The 17,517-nt window shown below is 41.1% G+C and carries 12 protein-coding genes and 1 tRNA gene; 9 read left to right on the plus strand and 4 right to left on the minus strand.

Annotated features, from left to right (window positions below; translation table 11 throughout):
- The first annotated feature begins 316 nt into the window (after positions 1-316).
- Positions 317-1,957 (plus strand): fumarate hydratase, encoded by a 1,641-nt coding sequence (locus ACGE0T_RS20595; RefSeq protein ID WP_459188445.1) that lies wholly within the window; start codon positions 317-319, stop codon positions 1,955-1,957.
- A 227-nt stretch (positions 1,958-2,184) separates the two neighbouring features.
- Here the strand turns inward: ACGE0T_RS20595 and pnp are convergent, their stop codons facing one another.
- Entirely contained in the window at positions 2,185-4,419 is a 2,235-nt protein-coding gene (pnp, locus tag ACGE0T_RS20600; protein ID WP_459188446.1) for a polyribonucleotide nucleotidyltransferase, read from the minus strand.
- Between the two features lie 201 nt (positions 4,420-4,620).
- Here pnp and ACGE0T_RS20605 point away from each other — a divergent pair, with 201 nt between their 5' ends.
- The 3 genes from ACGE0T_RS20605 to ACGE0T_RS20615 all read left to right on the plus strand — a co-directional run bounded on the left by ACGE0T_RS20605 (position 4,621) and on the right by ACGE0T_RS20615 (position 6,853).
- Positions 4,621-5,778: a DUF4369 domain-containing protein gene (locus tag ACGE0T_RS20605; RefSeq protein ID WP_459190527.1), complete on the plus strand. Its 1,158-nt coding sequence runs from the start codon at positions 4,621-4,623 to the stop codon at positions 5,776-5,778.
- Between the two features lie 193 nt (positions 5,779-5,971).
- Positions 5,972-6,445 carry a transcription elongation factor GreA gene (gene greA, locus ACGE0T_RS20610; protein ID WP_459188447.1) on the plus strand — a complete coding sequence of 158 codons (474 nt, stop codon included), beginning with the start codon at positions 5,972-5,974 and terminating at the stop codon, positions 6,443-6,445.
- A gap of 12 nt (positions 6,446-6,457) precedes the next feature.
- A complete protein-coding gene (locus ACGE0T_RS20615) occupies positions 6,458-6,853 on the plus strand; it encodes an HIT family protein (RefSeq protein WP_459188448.1) in 396 nt (131 codons plus the stop codon).
- Positions 6,854-7,068: 215 nt separating this feature from the next.
- Here ACGE0T_RS20615 and ACGE0T_RS20620 read toward each other — a convergent pair whose 3' ends face one another.
- From ACGE0T_RS20620 to ACGE0T_RS20630, 3 genes are read right to left on the minus strand one after another with little or no spacing between them, the layout of a single operon-like run.
- On the minus strand, positions 7,069-7,803 hold the full coding sequence (locus ACGE0T_RS20620; protein WP_459188449.1) for a head GIN domain-containing protein: 735 nt from the start codon (positions 7,801-7,803) through the stop codon (positions 7,069-7,071).
- 24 nt (positions 7,804-7,827) lie between these two features.
- The gene (locus ACGE0T_RS20625; protein ID WP_459188450.1) at positions 7,828-8,919 is read right to left on the minus strand and encodes a PspC domain-containing protein; all 1,092 of its coding nucleotides are present in this window, start codon (positions 8,917-8,919) and stop codon (positions 7,828-7,830) included.
- Positions 8,920-8,930: 11 nt separating this feature from the next.
- Complete coding sequence (locus ACGE0T_RS20630) at positions 8,931-9,257, minus strand: PadR family transcriptional regulator (RefSeq protein WP_459188451.1); 327 nt, start codon at positions 9,255-9,257, stop codon at positions 8,931-8,933.
- Between the two features lie 195 nt (positions 9,258-9,452).
- Here ACGE0T_RS20630 and ACGE0T_RS20635 point away from each other — a divergent pair, with 195 nt between their 5' ends.
- The 5 genes from ACGE0T_RS20635 (at position 9,453) to rpsA (ending at position 17,208) form a co-directional block, all read left to right on the plus strand.
- Positions 9,453-11,261: an AMP-dependent synthetase/ligase gene (locus ACGE0T_RS20635; RefSeq protein ID WP_459188452.1), complete on the plus strand. Its 1,809-nt coding sequence runs from the start codon at positions 9,453-9,455 to the stop codon at positions 11,259-11,261.
- A gap of 69 nt (positions 11,262-11,330) precedes the next feature.
- Positions 11,331-12,456, plus strand: a protein-coding gene (prfB, locus tag ACGE0T_RS20640; RefSeq protein ID WP_459188453.1) for a peptide chain release factor 2 whose coding sequence is annotated in 2 segments (ribosomal slippage) — positions 11,331-11,393 and positions 11,395-12,456 — 1,125 coding nt in all. Because the reading frame shifts where the segments join, the coding sequence is not laid out codon by codon here.
- Positions 12,457-12,534: 78 nt separating this feature from the next.
- A tRNA-Ile gene (locus ACGE0T_RS20645) sits at positions 12,535-12,608 on the plus strand.
- Between the two features lie 267 nt (positions 12,609-12,875).
- Complete coding sequence (locus ACGE0T_RS20650; RefSeq protein ID WP_459188454.1) at positions 12,876-15,194, plus strand: GH92 family glycosyl hydrolase; 2,319 nt, start codon at positions 12,876-12,878, stop codon at positions 15,192-15,194.
- Between the two features lie 220 nt (positions 15,195-15,414).
- Positions 15,415-17,208 (plus strand): 30S ribosomal protein S1, encoded by a 1,794-nt coding sequence (rpsA, locus tag ACGE0T_RS20655; protein WP_459188455.1) that lies wholly within the window; start codon positions 15,415-15,417, stop codon positions 17,206-17,208.
- Positions 17,209-17,517: the final 309 nt, after the last annotated feature.

Below are 17,517 nucleotides of genomic sequence, written 5' to 3' on the forward strand. Positions count from 1 at the left end.
ATAGTGAGGTTATTTTAATAAATAGAAGCAGTTTCAAAATATTTTCATGGTTTGAAACAAAAAGTTTCAAAGTAATGAAACAAAAAGTTCCACCCGATGAAACAAAAAGTTTCAAAGCTTGAAACTCCCGCTTTTATTAGGAGGAATTTTTCCGGTTGTATCACTGGCTTTCTGATAAGGCTATGATTTTGCCGCTTAACCGGTATGGGAAGGATAAAAAAGCTAAACTTCTGCCGTTTCTCGTGATTTTTAACTAAGTTTGCAATCCATTGGATTGAAATCTTAGAACCAATAATTACATATAAATTCTAAACATATGGCAACACCTCCTTTCAAGTATCAGCCGATGTTTCCGTTAGGACCGGACACGACTGAGTATTATTTGCTTACTAAAGATTATGTTTCCGTTTCGGAATTTGAAGGTCATCCTATTCTGAAAATCGAAAAGGAAGGTCTTACAGCTATGGCTAATGCGGCTTTCCGCGATGTGTCTTTTATGCTTCGCCGTTCGCACAACGAGCAGGTTGCTAAAATTCTGAGCGACCCGGAAGCAAGTGATAACGACAAATATGTGGCTCTTACTTTCCTGCGTAATGCGGAAGTGGCTGCAAAAGGTGTACTTCCTTTCTGTCAGGATACCGGTACGGCTATTATTCACGGTGAAAAGGGACAGCAGGTATGGACCGGATACTGTGATGAAGAAGCCCTGTCTGAAGGTGTATATAAAACGTATACGGAAGAAAACCTGCGTTATTCACAGAATGCTCCTCTTAATATGTATGAGGAAGTGAATACGAAGTGCAACCTGCCAGCACAGATTGATATCGAAGCTACCGAAGGTATGGAATATGAATTCCTGTGTGTTACTAAAGGCGGGGGTTCTGCAAATAAAACTTATCTGTATCAGGAAACAAAAGCAATCCTGAATCCGGGTACACTGGTGCCTTTCCTGATTGAAAAGATTAAGACATTAGGTACGGCAGCGTGCCCTCCTTATCATATTGCAATTGTAATCGGCGGTACTTCTGCCGAAAAGAATTTGCTGACAGTTAAATTGGCTTCTACTCATTATTATGATAACCTGCCGACTACAGGCAATGAATACGGACGTGCTTTCCGTGATATAGAACTTGAGAAAGAAGTATTGTCTGAAGTTCATAAGATCGGTTTAGGTGCACAGTTCGGTGGCAAATATCTGGCTCACGATATTCGTATCGTCCGCCTGCCTCGTCACGGTGCTTCTTGTCCGGTAGGTTTGGGCGTTAGCTGTTCTGCCGATCGTAATGTTAAATGTAAGATAAACAAGGAAGGTATCTGGATTGAAAAACTGGATAGTAATCCTGGAGAATTGATTCCTGCAGAATTGCGTCAGGCAGGCGAAGGTGATGCTGTAAAGATTAACCTGAACCAACCGATGGCTGACATTTTGAAAGAATTGGATAAGTATCCTGTTGCAACTCGTTTGTCACTGAATGGAACTATCATAGTTGGCCGTGATATCGCTCACGCTAAACTGAAAGAACGCATAGACCGTGGCGAAGACCTGCCTCAGTATATCAAAGACCATCCTATTTACTATGCAGGACCTGCAAAGACTCCTAAGGGAATGGCTTGTGGTTCTATGGGACCGACTACTGCCGGCCGTATGGACTCTTATGTTGATTTGTTCCAGAGCCATGGCGGCAGTTTGATTATGCTTGCAAAAGGTAACCGTAGCCAGCAGGTAACGGATGCTTGCCATAAACATGGCGGTTTCTACCTGGGTAGTATCGGTGGACCGGCTGCAATCCTTGCACAGAACAATATCAAGAGTATTGAATGTGTGGAATATCCGGAATTGGGTATGGAAGCTATCTGGAAAATTGAAGTGGAGAACTTCCCTGCATTTATTTTGGTAGATAATAAGGGGAATGACTTCTTCAAGCAGATTAAACCGAGAACTTGTTGCGGTAAATAGGAACTATACTTTATTATATAAGGCGGCATTTGGTACGAAAGTATCGGATGCCGCTTTTTTATTGACGGTAGATAAGTGGCAGTTGGCTGTTGTTTACTCTCGGGATGATGACTATTTATCGGGACTATGATTTCTTCTTATTAAGGAATAAGGAATAGGGTATAAAAAAGCCGGACTCAAATAATTATGAGTCCGGCCTATATGTATCGTATTATTATAAATCCGATTTATTCACGGTCGTGACGGGGACCACGATCTCCACGATCCTGGCGAGGGCCACGGCCATTTCCGTTACCATTAGGTCTCGGAGCTCTTTCCGGTCTTGGAGGACGTTCTTCGTAACCTTCCGGTTTCGGTAATAAAACTTTGTGTGAAAGTTTGAACTTGCCTGTTTTGGAATCGATGTCGACCAGTTTTACAGAGATTGTATCGCCTTCTTTCAAACCTGCCTGTTCAACAGTTTCAAGGCGTTTCCAATCTATTTCGGAGATGTGCAGCAAGCCGTCTTTTCCCGGCATGAATTCGACAAAGGCACCGTAAGGCATAATAGATGAAATCTTACCTTCGTATACTTCGCCGATTTCAGGAATAGCTACGATTTCTTTGATAGAACGAATGGCAGCATCAATAGTTGCTTTATTAGTTCCTGAGATTTCAATTCTGCCTGCACCGTCAATTTCTTCAATAGTGATAACAGCACCGGTCTTTTCCTGGATACCCTGGATAATCTTTCCGCCCGGGCCGATTACTGCGCCAATGAATTCTTTTCCGATAGTCATAGCTTCAATTCTCGGAGCATGAGGTTTCAGGTCGGAACGGGTTTCAGGTTGTGCTTCCGTAATCTTTCCTAAAATGTGCATACGGCCTTCTTTTGCCTGGGCCAATGCATTTTCAAGGATTTCATATGATAGGCCGTCAACTTTGATATCCATCTGAGTTGCGGTGATACCGTCTTTAGTTCCGGTTACCTTGAAGTCCATATCGCCTAAGTGGTCTTCGTCACCTAAGATATCTGAAAGGATAGCGTAATTCTGTCCTTTATTTTCTGAGATTAATCCCATTGCGATACCGGATACCGGTTTCTTCATCGGAACACCTGCGTCTCTTAATGCCAGTGTACCTGCACAAACTGTTGCCATAGAAGAAGAACCGTTAGATTCCAAAATGTCGGAGATAACACGCACCACATAAGGATAATCTTCCGGAATCATCCGTTTCAATGCACGGTGTGCAAGGTTACCGTGACCGATTTCACGACGACCTACGCCACGGGATGCTTTTGCTTCACCGGTAGAGAAAGGAGGGAAGTTATAATGCAGAAGAAAACGTTCTTTTCCGTGGTTCAAAACATCATCTATCATCTTCTCGTCGGCTTTTGTACCTAACGTAACTGTAGATAGCGACTGTGTTTCACCACGTGTGAAAACTGCAGAACCGTGAGGCCCGGGCAGGCAATCTGTTTCAATCCAGATAGGACGGATTTCTGTAGTCTTACGACCATCCAGGCGTTTACCTTCATCCAGGATAGCACGACGCATTGCTTCTTTTTCCACATCATGGTAGTAACGGGCTATCATCTCTGCTTTTTCGTCAGTCAGTTCTTCTTCGGAGAACTGAGCCTTGTATTCTTCAACAACAGCTTCGAATGCTTCGGCACGCTGGTGTTTGTCTGTGCCGGATGTTGCTACGGCATATGCTTTTGCAAAACATTTTTCGTGTACATCTTTGCGTAATTCGTCATCGTTTACTTCGTGGCAATATTCGCGTTTTACCAGTTTGCCGCAAGCCTCGGATAATTCGAGCTGTGCCTGGCACTGTACTTTGATTGCTTCATGGGCAACTTTGATTGCTTCAAGCATTTCGGATTCCTGAACTTCGTTCATTTCACCTTCAACCATCATGATGTTATCAAGCGTTGCACCTACCATAATATCTATATCTGCTTTTTCCAATTCAGAGAAAGTAGGATTTACAACGAACTTTCCATCAACGCGGGCAACACGGACTTCAGAAATCGGACCGTTGAAAGGTATATCGGAAACTGCCAGTGCAGAAGAGGCTGCTAATCCGGCAAGTGCATCCGGCATGTCTTCGCCATCTGCAGAGAACAGGATGATATTTACATAAACTTCTGCATGGTAATTGTCCGGGAAAAGTGGACGAAGTGCGCGGTCAACCAAACGGGAAGTAAGGATTTCGTAGTCGGAAGCTTTTCCTTCTCTTTTTGTAAAACCACCGGGGAAACGGCCAAATGCCGAAAATTTTTCTTTGTACTCGACTTGCAACGGCATGAAATCAGTACCGGGAACTGCATCTTTGGCGGCGCAAACAGTTGCCAGCAATACGGTGTTACCCATACGTACGGTAACAGATCCGTCTGCTTGTTTGGCCAATTTCCCGGTTTCGATGGTGATGGTTCTTCCATCAGCCAATTCGATCGTCTTGTTAATTGGATTAAGCATAATCTTCTTCTTATTTTTCTATCTGTAAAAATTGGTGCAAATGTAATGAAAGTTTACCTGTAAATGCATGAAAATGAAAATAAAATACGTAATAGGAACTCTTTTTTTATGAAAAATGGGTAAGATTTGATGAATAATAGTGCTACAATTGTAAATTAATGTATATTTGCAGCGGATTATTAAATAAGAAGTAAAGAAATGATGAAACAAAAATCCACACGTTTACTGACAGTGTTAGGCTTATGTATATTTCTGTTGTCAGCTTGCCATAACTCATCGGAATTCAAGGTAGAAGGAGTTATTGCAGGGGCTGAAGGACAGACTATGTATATCGAAAATGTAGGCCTGTCAACTGTAACGAAGCTTGATTCTGTAAAATTATCTGCCGGTGGCAAATTTAAGTTTACTGAAAAGCGTCCGGAGTATCCGGATTTCTACCGTTTACGTCTTAATAATCAGTTTATTAATTTTTCTGTGGATTCTACGGAAACCGTTACGTTTATGGCTGATGCAGGAACGTTTGCTACTTCTTATACGGTGGAAGGTTCGGAGAACAGTAAAGCGATTAAAGCGATAACTTTAGCTCAGTTGGATGCCAATCAGGTAATCAGCCGTTTGAGAAAAGATTATGAAGATAAAATGATTTCGGATACAACCTATCGCAATAAAGTGTTGGAAGCCGCCAATGCTTATAAAGAGGTTGCTCGTAAATATATATATTCGGCTCCGATGTCCACTCCGGCTTATTTTGCATTATTCCAGCAGATAGACGGACTATTGTTCTTTGATTTGTATGATAAGAATGATGTGCGGGCTTATGGTGCTGTGGCGACCAGTTTTGACCATTATTATCCGGAGAGCCCCCGTACAAAGCATTTGTATAATCTGACTCTCCAATCGATGAAAGTTCTTCGTGCACAGCGTCCGGTAGACCTGTCGAAGGTGGAGCAGAAAGAAGTGAGTTTTCTTGATATAGAGCTTCCGGATGTATATGGAAAGGTTGTTAAGTTATCGGATATAGCTAAAGACAAAGTGGTGCTGATTAACTTTACCGCTTACCAAAGCGAATGGTCGCCTGCATTGAATATGACATTGGGTGGTTTATATACCAGCTATCATAAAGATGGGTTGGAGATATACCAGATATCACTGGATTCTGATTTCCATTTCTGGCGGAATGGTGCTGCAAATCTTCCTTGGGTTTGTGTGCGTGATCCGGAATCCGTTTATTCGCAGGTGGCAGGTCTGTACAATGTGAAACGTTTGCCGGCTCTCTTTATTCTGGATCGTAAAGGCAATCTGGTTAAGCGGGTGGAAGATGTGGATAAATTGGAAGCTGATGTGAAAGCTGTGCTTTAGCGAATGAAAGCTAACATTCAGATTTATATGTTGTAAAGCACTTTGAGCCTGTTTGCAAGTATTGAAATAATTACTATCTTTGCATAGTCTTAAAATAGAAGAAAAAGGAGTTCCGACCAGATTGTTGGCCGGGATTCTTTTTTTTATTGCTCAGTAAATAAATAATAATTTAAATAAAGAAGGAGGATTTAATATGGCAGCTGTTAGTTATATGACCGAAAGCGGTTATAATAAAATTCTGGCAGAGATAAACGATTTAGAGAATAACAAGCGTCCGGAAGTGATCAGGCAGATTGCTGAAGCCCGCGATAAAGGAGATTTGTCTGAAAATGCGGAATATGATGCGGCTAAAGAGGCCCAGGGTCTTCTGGAAAGTAAAATCGCTCAATTGAAAGGGTTGATTGCAAATGCCCGTTTGATTGACGAGTCGCGCGTGTCTACCGATGTTGTCCAGATCTTGAATAAGGTAAGGATTAAAAATACAAAGAATAACATGGAAATGACTTATACACTGGTATCGGATACGGAAGCAAACCTGAAAGAAAACAAGATAGCGATTAGTACTCCTATTGCTAAAGGCTTGCTTGGTAAAAAGGTGGGAGAGATCGCTGAAATTAAAGTCCCTTCCGGTGTTATGAGTTTTGAAATCATGGAAATATCGCTTTAAAATAAAATAGTTATGGCATCTATATTCAGTAGAATTGTGGCAGGAGAAATACCCAGCCATAAAATTGCGGAAGACGATGAATTTTTTGCCTTCCTGGATATTAATCCGGTTGCGGTGGGACATACATTGGTAATTCCCAAAAAAGAAGTAGATTATATATTTGATATAGACGATACAATGCTTGGTCGTATGATGGCGTTTGCCAAACGTGTGGCTCGAGCACAAGAAACCGCTATTGAATGTAAACGTGTAGGTATCGCAGTTATGGGGTTGGAAGTGCCTCATGCGCATATTCATTTGATTCCTATTACAAAGGAATCTGATATGTATTTCGGAGGAAAAAAACTGGAGATGACTCATGAAGCGCTTGAAGATGTGGCTGTACGCGTTAGAAACGCTTTTAAGTAAATATTGAAAAAATATTTTTTTTCAAGAAACTTTACGTATATTTGCAACTGTTTCTTTCTATTTAGAGATTGATACTCGTTGCAGAAAGTTACATTGTAAAAATGATTCATTAGTGGTTTTTACTCATAAATTTGTTAGCCTTAGAAGAAAGGCCCTCCCGGGACGGGACGGCCTTCTTTATTTATACACACAATGAAATAGAAATCACGGATAATTTATTCTACTTTGGAAATGGAACCGCTTCCGGCTATCTTTTGTTTTATAACATCTGCATTCCCTTTATAACGGACATTGCCGCTTCCGGCTATTTTAACGGAAATTTCTTTGTTTACTGTAATTTCGATGTTGTTACTACCCGCCATTTTTGCATTTAATGATTCCGTTTGCAGGTCGAATGCTTTTAATTTGCAACTACCCGCCATTTCGGCATTTGTATGATTGCTTTTTCCATATAGGATGATATCGCCGCTACCTGCTATTTTGCAGTTTAACTTATCAACAAAAAGCGAATCGACTGTTATGGTTCCGCTGCCTGCTAATTCAAGTTCCATTTCATTCCCTTGTAAGAAACCTGTTAGATGGCTATTCCCGCTACCCGCCATTTTGAGCTCTTTCAATGCGGATGAATTTGTTGTTATAACGAAACGGGTAGGAGCTATCTGTTCCTGTTTGTTTTTAGGACGGATAATTAACTCTCCGTCTATGACTTCAGTGCGCAATGCCTCCAGAATATTCTGGTCGCATTCTATTTTCAAGGATGGGGCATCGTTCGATTGTGTATAATTCAGATCGATATTGCTTCCTTGTATTTGTATTTCATTGTAGCTGCTGATAGAAATATCGCGGCTGACAACGTTTCCGTCTCCCCTTAATGTCCGTATGTTGCATGATGTTGTTGCTACAATCAATAGAAACAAGAACGGGGTGAACCATAATTTTGATTTTTTCATGATGTCTGCTGTTATTTGTGTTGTTTAAATGGTAAATAAATTCTCCCAGGGACTCCAGCCGTTGATTCCTGTTTGGTAAAAATATACGGTACATAAAATCAGCGAAATTATCCATAACACCAGTAATGTCCATCTGGCGGATGTCGGCATAGATTTCAGTTTGAATAATTGTCCGCATACAGCGTACAACAAAGAGAATACCGGGATGCCAATCAGTAGGATAGTTCCGATACAGCCCATAATTGTTAACCATACAGGAGCTCCGGAGTACAGGTTCATTCCGAATGGGGATAAATGATAGAGTACGCCTGTTCCTCCGACTAACAGAGCAAAAGCAACTGCTACTAAAACGAAAACGATTAGCAGCAAAACCGGCATTAATATGATAGCAAACAGTATTGCAAGGAATTTCAAGATAAAGCCGATTGCCATTACGAATAAATCGGCCAATTTTTGCAGAAAACTGCGTGGTTGCTCCGAATGAATGAATTCGTTTGTTTTGCTGGATACCTTTTCGAAACCGTCGGTAACCGTCTTTCCTATATTTTCAAGAGTGACGCTTTTACCTCTCATAATTAATTTGTCGGCGGCTGTACGTGCCAGTGGCATCACTAACCATAAGATGACATAAATGGTTACAGTAGGAAAAACAGGAGCGACGGGTATTAGTAATAATAGAATCATTGCTAAGCGAATTGCTGTTACGTCCCATCCCATATAAGCAGCAATACCTCCGGCAACACCTCCTAAGATACGGTTATCCGGATCTCTCATCAGTCGCTTCTTGCCGGTTTGCCCTTCATTCTCCTGAAAGGTGGTATGTGTTTTCGGTTCTTCCTTGTCTTCTTCTTCGTGATCGAAAATTTCTTCCGGTTTCCCCATTCGCTTAATCACATTCTCTACATGTTCGATGGTGATGACTTCGTATCCCAACCGTGTCCGTTCGTTGAATAACTCCGAGATACGCATTTCAAAATCGTTCATGATTTCCTCCGAGCCTTCTTCTTTGCGGAAGTGGATGCGGAGGTTGGAAAGATATTTATCTAATAACTGATATGCATCTTCATCAATGTGGAAAACGGTCCCTCCCAAATTAACTGTCAATGTCTTTTTCATTGTCTTTTGTTTTAATTGTTTCTGATGTGGTTTATTGTATCATTCAGTTCCTGCCAGGATGTTTCCAGTTCTCCGAGAAACTCTTCTCCTTTGGGGGTAAGCTGGTAATATTTTCTGGGCGGACCTTGTGTAGATTCTATCCATTGATAACTTAACAATTCGCTGTTTTTCAAGCGGGTTAAGAGAGGATATAGGGTACCTTCCACTACAATCAGTTTGGCTTCTTGTAACTTCTGGATGATGTCAGAGGTATACGCCGGCTCTTTGCGCAGGAGCAATAGAATGCAATATTCCAGTGTCCCTTTTCTCATTTGTGATTTTACGTTCTCTGCATTCATTATTATTATTGCAATTTGAATTATGTTACAAATATATGTATTGCCTATGTACTATGCAATACATACTACTATATTTATCTTATTTTAACGTGTAAATTGCACAAATTGCGTGATTATGTGTAAAAAATGAGCTAATATCATGTCTGTTAGAGCAGAAAAGAGTACATTTGCCGTATCAATTCAAAAGAAAGAATCATGATTTATTACCACTATGCCGAGTTAATTCATCGTCAGGCGGAGAAATATGGATCACGTACGGCGTTAAAGCAACGTGACAATGAAAGCGGAAAATGGTCCAAAATCTCCTGGAGAGAATTTTCCGACAAAGTTATGCTGACTGCCAAGGCGATGGCAGAGTTTGGAATAGAAGTTCAAGAGAATATCGGTATTTATTCTCAGAACATGCCACAGTGTTTGTACACGGATTTCGGAGCGTATGGAAACCGTGCCGTTTCAATTCCAATGTATGCAACCAGTTCTCCCGGGCAAATAGAATATATTATTAATGATGCCGGCATCCGTACCTTGTTTGTGGGCGAACAATTGCAATATAATAATGCATTTAAGGTACAGAAGACTTCAAAGGTCCTTAGCCGTATTGTTGTGTTTGATTCTGCCGTAAAGCTGAACCCGGAAGATAAGACATCGATTTATTTTGATGATTTTCTGCGTTTGGGAGATAATAACCAGGCAGAGACAATTGTAAAAGTAAGAATGAAAGAAGCCGTTCCGGAGGATCTGGCTACTATTATATATACATCCGGTACCACAGGGGAGTCGAAAGGGGTGATGCTGCATCATTCCAATTATCTGGAAGCTATGCGTATCCATGACGTGCGTTTGCCGATGGTGACGGATAAGGATTTGTCAATGAGCTTTCTTCCTCTCACCCATATTTTTGAGAAAGCATGGACATATTACTGCTTGCATAAAGGAGTGAAGGTAGCAATCAACCAGGACCCGAAAAAGATACAGCAAACATTGCCGGAAGTACATCCTACATTAATGTGTAATGTTCCTCGTTTTTGGGAAAAAGTGTATGCAGGAGTACATGAAAAAATTAATTCATCTTCTCCTACGATGAGAAAAATCTTTTTGGATGCTATAGAAACAGGAAGACGTTATAATCTGGAATATAAAAATAAGGGCTTGACCCCTCCATGCGGGTTGAGCATGAAGTTTAAGTTCTATAATAATACGGTGTTTACTTTGTTGAAAAAAGTATTGGGTATAGAACGCGGACGCTTTTTTCCTGTGGCAGGAGCTCCGTTGTCAGATACGGTTAACGAGTTTTTACAGTCTGTCAATATCCCTATTATATATGGATATGGCTTGAGCGAAACAACTGCAACTGTTTGTTTTTATCCTGAAATAGGTTTTCAGTTTGGTTCTATCGGAACCATTATGCCAGGAGTGGAAGTAAGGATAGATGAAAGCAATAGTGAGATATTGGTGAAAGGTAAGACTGTAACGAGTGGTTATTATAATAAACCTGCCGAGAATAAAAGGGCATTTACTGAAGATGGCTTTTTCAGGACAGGGGATGCAGGCCGCTTGGAAGGTGATACTTTGTTCTTTACGGAACGTATAAAGGATTTGTATAAGACATCAAACGGAAAATATATTGCACCTCAGGCTATCGAGATGTTGATGAGTGGTGATTCTTATATTGAGCAAATTGCAGTGATAGGCGACCAGCGTAAGTTTGTCAGCGCATTGATTGTCCCGGCTTATCCTTTGCTTGAACAATATGCGAAGGAGCGAGGTATATCTTTCGAAAGCCGTGAAGAACTGGTAAAGAACAGAGATATTATCCGTTTTATAGAGGCTCGTGTGGAAGAACATCAGAAAAATCTGGCATCTTTTGAGAAAATCAAGCGTTTTGTTTTGCTTGCAGAGCCCTTTAGTATGGAAACAGGTGAGCTGACGGATACATTGAAGTTGCGCCGCCCTGTAGTACTCCGTAGATATGCGGACCTGATAGAAGAAATGTATGTAGAGTAAGCCGGCTGTTGTCTGCTGTCAACTATTTCTCTATCTTTGCCGCAAGTTTAATAAAATAAGATTTATATTATGATAACATCAGACCAACTACAGAACGTGTTGGAGCGCGAGCAAGCGCTGAGGGGGTATCTTTGACATAGATGGTAAGACCATCCAGTTGGAAGAAGAAGAATTACGTACACATGACCCCGGTTTCTGGGAGGATGCCAAACGGGCAGAGGTCCAGATGAAAAAGGTGAAAGAACTGAAGAAGTGGATAGAACTTTACAATGAGGTTCATGATGCGGCCGAGGAGTTGCAGTTGGCCTATGAATATGTAAAGGAGGAAATTATCACCGAAGAGGAGGTTGATGTTGCATATAATAAAGCCCTTCAATTGACTGAAAACCTGGAGTTCCGCAATATGCTCCGTCAGGAAGCGGACCAGATGGGTTGCGTTCTCAAAATCAATTCGGGCGCTGGAGGTACTGAAAGTCAGGACTGGGCTTCCATGTTACTGAGAATGTATACCCGTTATGCGGAAGCGAATGGGTACAAGATTTCAGTAGCGAACTATCAGGAAGGTGATGAAGCCGGAATTAAAACGGCAACGCTAAATATAGAAGGCGATTATGCATATGGTTATTTAAAGAGTGAGAATGGCGTGCATCGTTTGGTACGTGTCTCCCCTTATAATGCCCAAGGTAAACGTATGACATCTTTTGCTTCTGTGTTTGTGACTCCTTTGGTGGATGATACGATTGAAGTAAAAATAGACCAGGCTGCCATATCATGGGATACTTTCCGTTCGGGTGGTGCCGGTGGTCAGAATGTGAACAAGGTTGAATCCGGCGTTCGTTTGCGTTATCAATATAAAGACCCGTATACCGGAGAAGAGGAAGAAATCCTAATTGAAAATACGGAAACGCGCGACCAGCCCAAGAACCGTGAGAATGCCTTGCGGCAATTACGTTCCATCCTTTATGATAAGGAACTGAAACATCGTATGGAAGAGCAGGCTAAAATCGAGGCAGGCAAGAAGAAAATCGAATGGGGGTCTCAGATTCGTAGTTATGTATTTGACGACCGCCGGGTAAAAGACCATCGTACCAATTATCAGACATCGGATGTTAATGGGGTGATGGACGGTAAAATAGATGACTTTATTAAGGCTTATTTAATGGAATTTTCTGCAGAAGATGCAGCCGAAAAATAAGTTTTTTCATCTTAATGCTTGCATATTTCGATAATAAGTCGTAATATTGCACCCGATTTCAGAGCAAGCCTCTGAATAGGTCCCATAGCTCAGTTGGTTAGAGCACCTGACTCATAATCAGGGAGTCCTTGGTTCAAGCCCAAGTGGGACCACAAAAGGAAATCAAGCAGTTACAAGTAAAATTGTAGCTGCTTTTTTGTTGTGCCCAATTTTTCAGAAAAATCCGCAAAATATTTTATTTAGTTCTGTTTTTTTTATTCTCTTTTCAATATATTTGTATCGGACTGTTAAAGGAGTTCGATGAGTCCCAAAGGAATTCATGTTGTTACTGGTTTATTGCTCGTAATGGAGCCGCAGTTGTGTATAGAAAATTAATTAAATAGAAGTTCGTGTTTTTTAATTCATAAAATCTAATTGATATGAAAGACAAATCTAAATTATTTACATGTGCTTTATTGTGTATGCTGCTTGCAGGCTGTAAAGCAGAGAAAGAGAAACCATTGGTTGATTATGTCTATCAGTACATCGGGACAGTCAATCCTAAAACTTCCGGAGCCAGTCCGGTAACTAAAGTACCGAATGGAAATCTATCCGTTTTCCCTCAATTTAATCCGAGATTTATTGATAAATATTTTTCGGATAAGATATTCGGATTCCCGCTGGGAGTAGCAGATTTAATGGTTAATACGGGAAGTGTGAAGATTGGAGCGGAAGAGAATGCGTCGGCTTTCGATCATGACCTTGAAACGGCAACGCCTTATTACTATCAGGTACTTCTTGAAGATCCGGATATTAATACGGAGTTCACTTTGACAAAGAATACCGTCTTGTTCCGTTTTACATTGCCTCAAAATGAAACCTCAAACATCCTTTTGGCTTTAAAAAACAAAGCGAGTGTTTCTGTAAAAGAGAATAATGTCATAGAAGGCGAAGCGTTATTGAGAGACAGAAATTCCAATTCAACCAAGCGCTATTTTTATGCCAAGTTAAATAAGCCGTTGGCTTCTTGCGGTACATGGGAAGGACAGACTATTTCTCCTGAAACTAAAACAAAGGCAGGGGAAGATATAGGCTTGTATTTAAGTTATGCGACAAAAGCGCAGAAAGAAACCGTAGAGATGAATATCGGTATATCTTCTAACAGTGTGGAAGAAGCTCGCGGATTTGTTGAAAATGAAATCGGTAATCTATCTTTTGACCAGGTAAAAGATAAGGGACGTGATTTATGGAATGAAGAACTTTCTCTTATTAAAGTAAAAGGAGGAACTGAAAAACAACGTTCATTATTCTATACCACATTGCATCGTGCCCGTGCTTTAAGAATGGGTAATGTTTGGGATACATACAGATGTGCCTATCCTCTTCAGGTGTTAATAAGTCCTGAACTTACAGATGCTGTGATAAACGGATGGTTGGAGGCCTATGATAAAACCGGTTGGTTGCCAAGTTCAGGAGCAATGATTGGCCATCACTCCACTCCTGTTATTGTAGACGCTTATATGAAAGGCGTGCGTGGCTATGATGTGGAAAAGGCATATCAGGCAATGCGTAAGAATGCAATGGAAGCAACGATGATACCTTGGAAAGACGGGGCTCTTCCCGGAAAGGCCAATGGTATTACAAAGTTGGAACAACATTATTTTGACAAAGGCTATTATCCTGCATTGAATGTGCGTAAAGATATAAATCCGGCAACGTATATGCAGGACAAATTCTATAACAGAGGGGGTAACAATGGCAAAATAAATTATAATAAAATGCCGTATCAACGTCCCTGGTTAGATGAAGTCGGTGTGGAAGAAGATGTTCCGGAAGTTGATAAATGGCACAGAAGGCAGTCGGTTGCTGTGACATTGGAACATTGTTATGATGACTGGTGTCTGGCCCAAATGGCGAAAGCATTAGGTAAAACGGATGATTATGAACTTTTCATGAAACGGGCTCATAATTATCAGAATGTTTATAACCCCAAATTCGGTTTGATGGCTCCAAAGTCGGAAGATGGTACTTGGGTTGAACCGTATGACCCGATGTTCTCGGGAGGTTTTGCCGGTGAAGCTTATTTTGCAGAAGGCAATTCATGGATGTACACCTGGCATGTGCAGCACGACGTACAAGGATTGATCAATCTTATGGGTGGACGGGATATTTTCAACAGAAGATTAGATTCCCTGTTTACAATCGATTATAGCCGGATTGTCGATAAATTGCAGTTCCAGGCACAATATCCTGATATGTCGGGGCTTGTAGGTATGTATTCGCATGGAAACGAACCGGATTTCCATATTACTTATCTTTATAATTATTCCGGACAACCTTGGAAGACCCAATACAGGGTAAGACAACAAATGGAGATGTGGTATGATACGACTCCGTTCGGCTTGAGCGGCGACGAAGATGGCGGTGCAATGTCCAGCTGGTATGTATGGAGTGCAATGGGTCTGTATCCGCAATGTCCGGGACAACCTACTATTAATATCGGAAGCCCGATTTTTGAAGAATCTGTAATCAATGTAGGCAATGGAAAAACATTCACTGTTGAAGCTAAAAACGTATCAGCCCAGAATAAATATATTCAATCTGCGACACTGAATGGTCAGCCATGGAATAAGCCATGGATACACCATGATGATATGAAAAAAGGCGGCAAACTTGTACTGCAAATGGGACCTCGTCCGAATAAGAGTTGGGGTAGTGCACCACAGGATGCGCCTCCTTCAATGTCCGGAGCATTATAAGTATAAATCCGATTAAGTATTGCCCAGGTATACAGCCTCCTAAGTATATCTGGGCAAACTTTTTATAAAACCAATGGGTTTTGTAGTTTTCTGAAGAATCTTTGAGTAAAAACACTTGTGTATCAGAAAAAAACATTACCTTTGCCCCGATTTTTGAGAGATGACAACATAATGTCTAACTTACTAATTAAAACAAACTTAAGTATTAACAATTTAGAGAATGGAAAATTTAAAGAACATTCAACCCATCGATAACTTCGATTGGGATGCTCTGGAAAAGGGCGAAACTTATGGTTCTGTAAGCAAGGATGATCTTGTACAGACGTATGACAACACTTTGAACACAGTTAAGGACAAAGAAGTTGTTATGGGAACTGTAACTGCAATGAACAAACGTGAAGTTGTGGTTAATATCGGTTTCAAATCAGACGGTGTTGTTCCGATGTCTGAATTCCGTTACAATCCGGATCTGAAAATTGGTGACGAAGTAGAAGTTTACATCGAAAACCAGGAAGACAAAAAAGGACAGTTGATCCTGTCTCACAAGAAAGCACGCGCTACACGCTCTTGGGATCGTGTTAACGAAGCTCTTGAAAAAGACGAAATCATCAAAGGTTACATTAAATGTCGTACGAAGGGCGGTATGATCGTTGACGTATTCGGTATCGAAGCATTCTTGCCGGGTTCTCAGATCGATGTTAAGCCAATCCGCGATTACGATGTATTTGTAGGTAAGACAATGGAATTCAAGATTGTTAAAATCAATCAGGAATTTAAGAATGTTGTTGTATCTCACAAAGCTCTTATCGAAGCTGAACTTGAACAGCAGAAGAAAGATATCATCTCTAAACTTGAAAAAGGCCAGGTACTGGAAGGTACGGTTAAGAATATCACTTCTTACGGTGTATTCATTGACTTGGGCGGTGTAGACGGTTTGATCCACATCACAGACCTTTCTTGGGGCCGTGTATCTCATCCGGAAGAAATCGTTCAGTTGGATCAGAAGATCAACGTTGTTATCCTCGACTTCGACGACGAAAAGAAACGTATCGCTCTTGGCTTGAAGCAGCTGACTCCGCATCCTTGGGATGCTTTGGACACTGACTTGAAAGTGGGTGACAAAGTAAAAGGTAAAGTTGTCGTTATGGCTGACTACGGTGCATTCATCGAAATCGCTCCGGGCGTAGAAGGTTTGATTCACGTTTCTGAAATGTCTTGGACACAGCACTTGCGTTCTGCTCAGGACTTCATGAAAGTTGGTGACGAAATCGAAGCAGTTATCCTGACTTTGGATCGCGACGAACGTAAGATGTCTTTGGGTATCAAACAGCTGAAAGCTGACCCATGGGAAAACATCGAAGAACGTTTCCCTGTAGGTTCTCGCCATATGGCTAAAGTTCGTAACTTCACTAACTTCGGTGTATTCGTAGAAATCGAAGAAGGTGTAGACGGTTTGATCCATATTTCTGACTTGTCTTGGACAAAGAAAATCAAACACCCGTCAGAATTTACCCAGATTGGTGCTGAAATCGAAGTTCAGGTACTGGAAATCGACAAAGAAAACCGCCGTTTGAGCTTAGGCCACAAACAGTTGGAAGAAAATCCTTGGGATGTATTCGAAACAATCTTCACAGTAGGTTCTATCCACGAAGGTACAATCATCGAAGTATTGGATAAGGGTGCAGTAATCTCTTTGCCTTACGGCGTAGAAGGTTTCGCAACTCCGAAACATCTTGTAAAAGAAGACGGTTCTCAGGCTGCTGTAGACGAAAAATTGCAGTTCAAGGTAATCGAATTTAACAAGGAAGCTAAGAGAATCATCCTTTCTCACAGCCGTATTTTCGAAGACGAACAAAAAGGTGCCAAGAAAGAAGTTAGCGACAAAAAGCCGGCTGCAAAACGCGGTGGAAAGAAAGAAGAAGAATCTGCAATGGTAACCGGTCCGGTTGAAAAGACTACACTGGGTGACATTGAAGAGCTTGCTGCTTTGAAAGAAAAATTAGCAGGTAAGTAATTACTCTCTTCAAATATAATAAAAAAGACTGCCTGATTCAGGCGGTCTTTTTTTGTTCAAAAAGTTAGCTTTTGATTCGATTGTATAGCGCTTTGATAGAATAAAGCCTTTTGTGCTGACTCGACATCTGTGAATAAAATGCATTTCAGGAGAAAACGGACGCTTTTTGTAGCTAAAACGGAGGTTTTTCTACACTATCCGGAACCTATTTCCATGTATTCGGCGGGTAATTCCAACTATCTCCGCGGATAATTCCAACTGTTTGCGCACTAAAATATAACGATCCGCGCAGATAAAACATACATGTTT

The organism is Parabacteroides sp. APC149_11_2_Y6 (assembly GCF_054506995.1).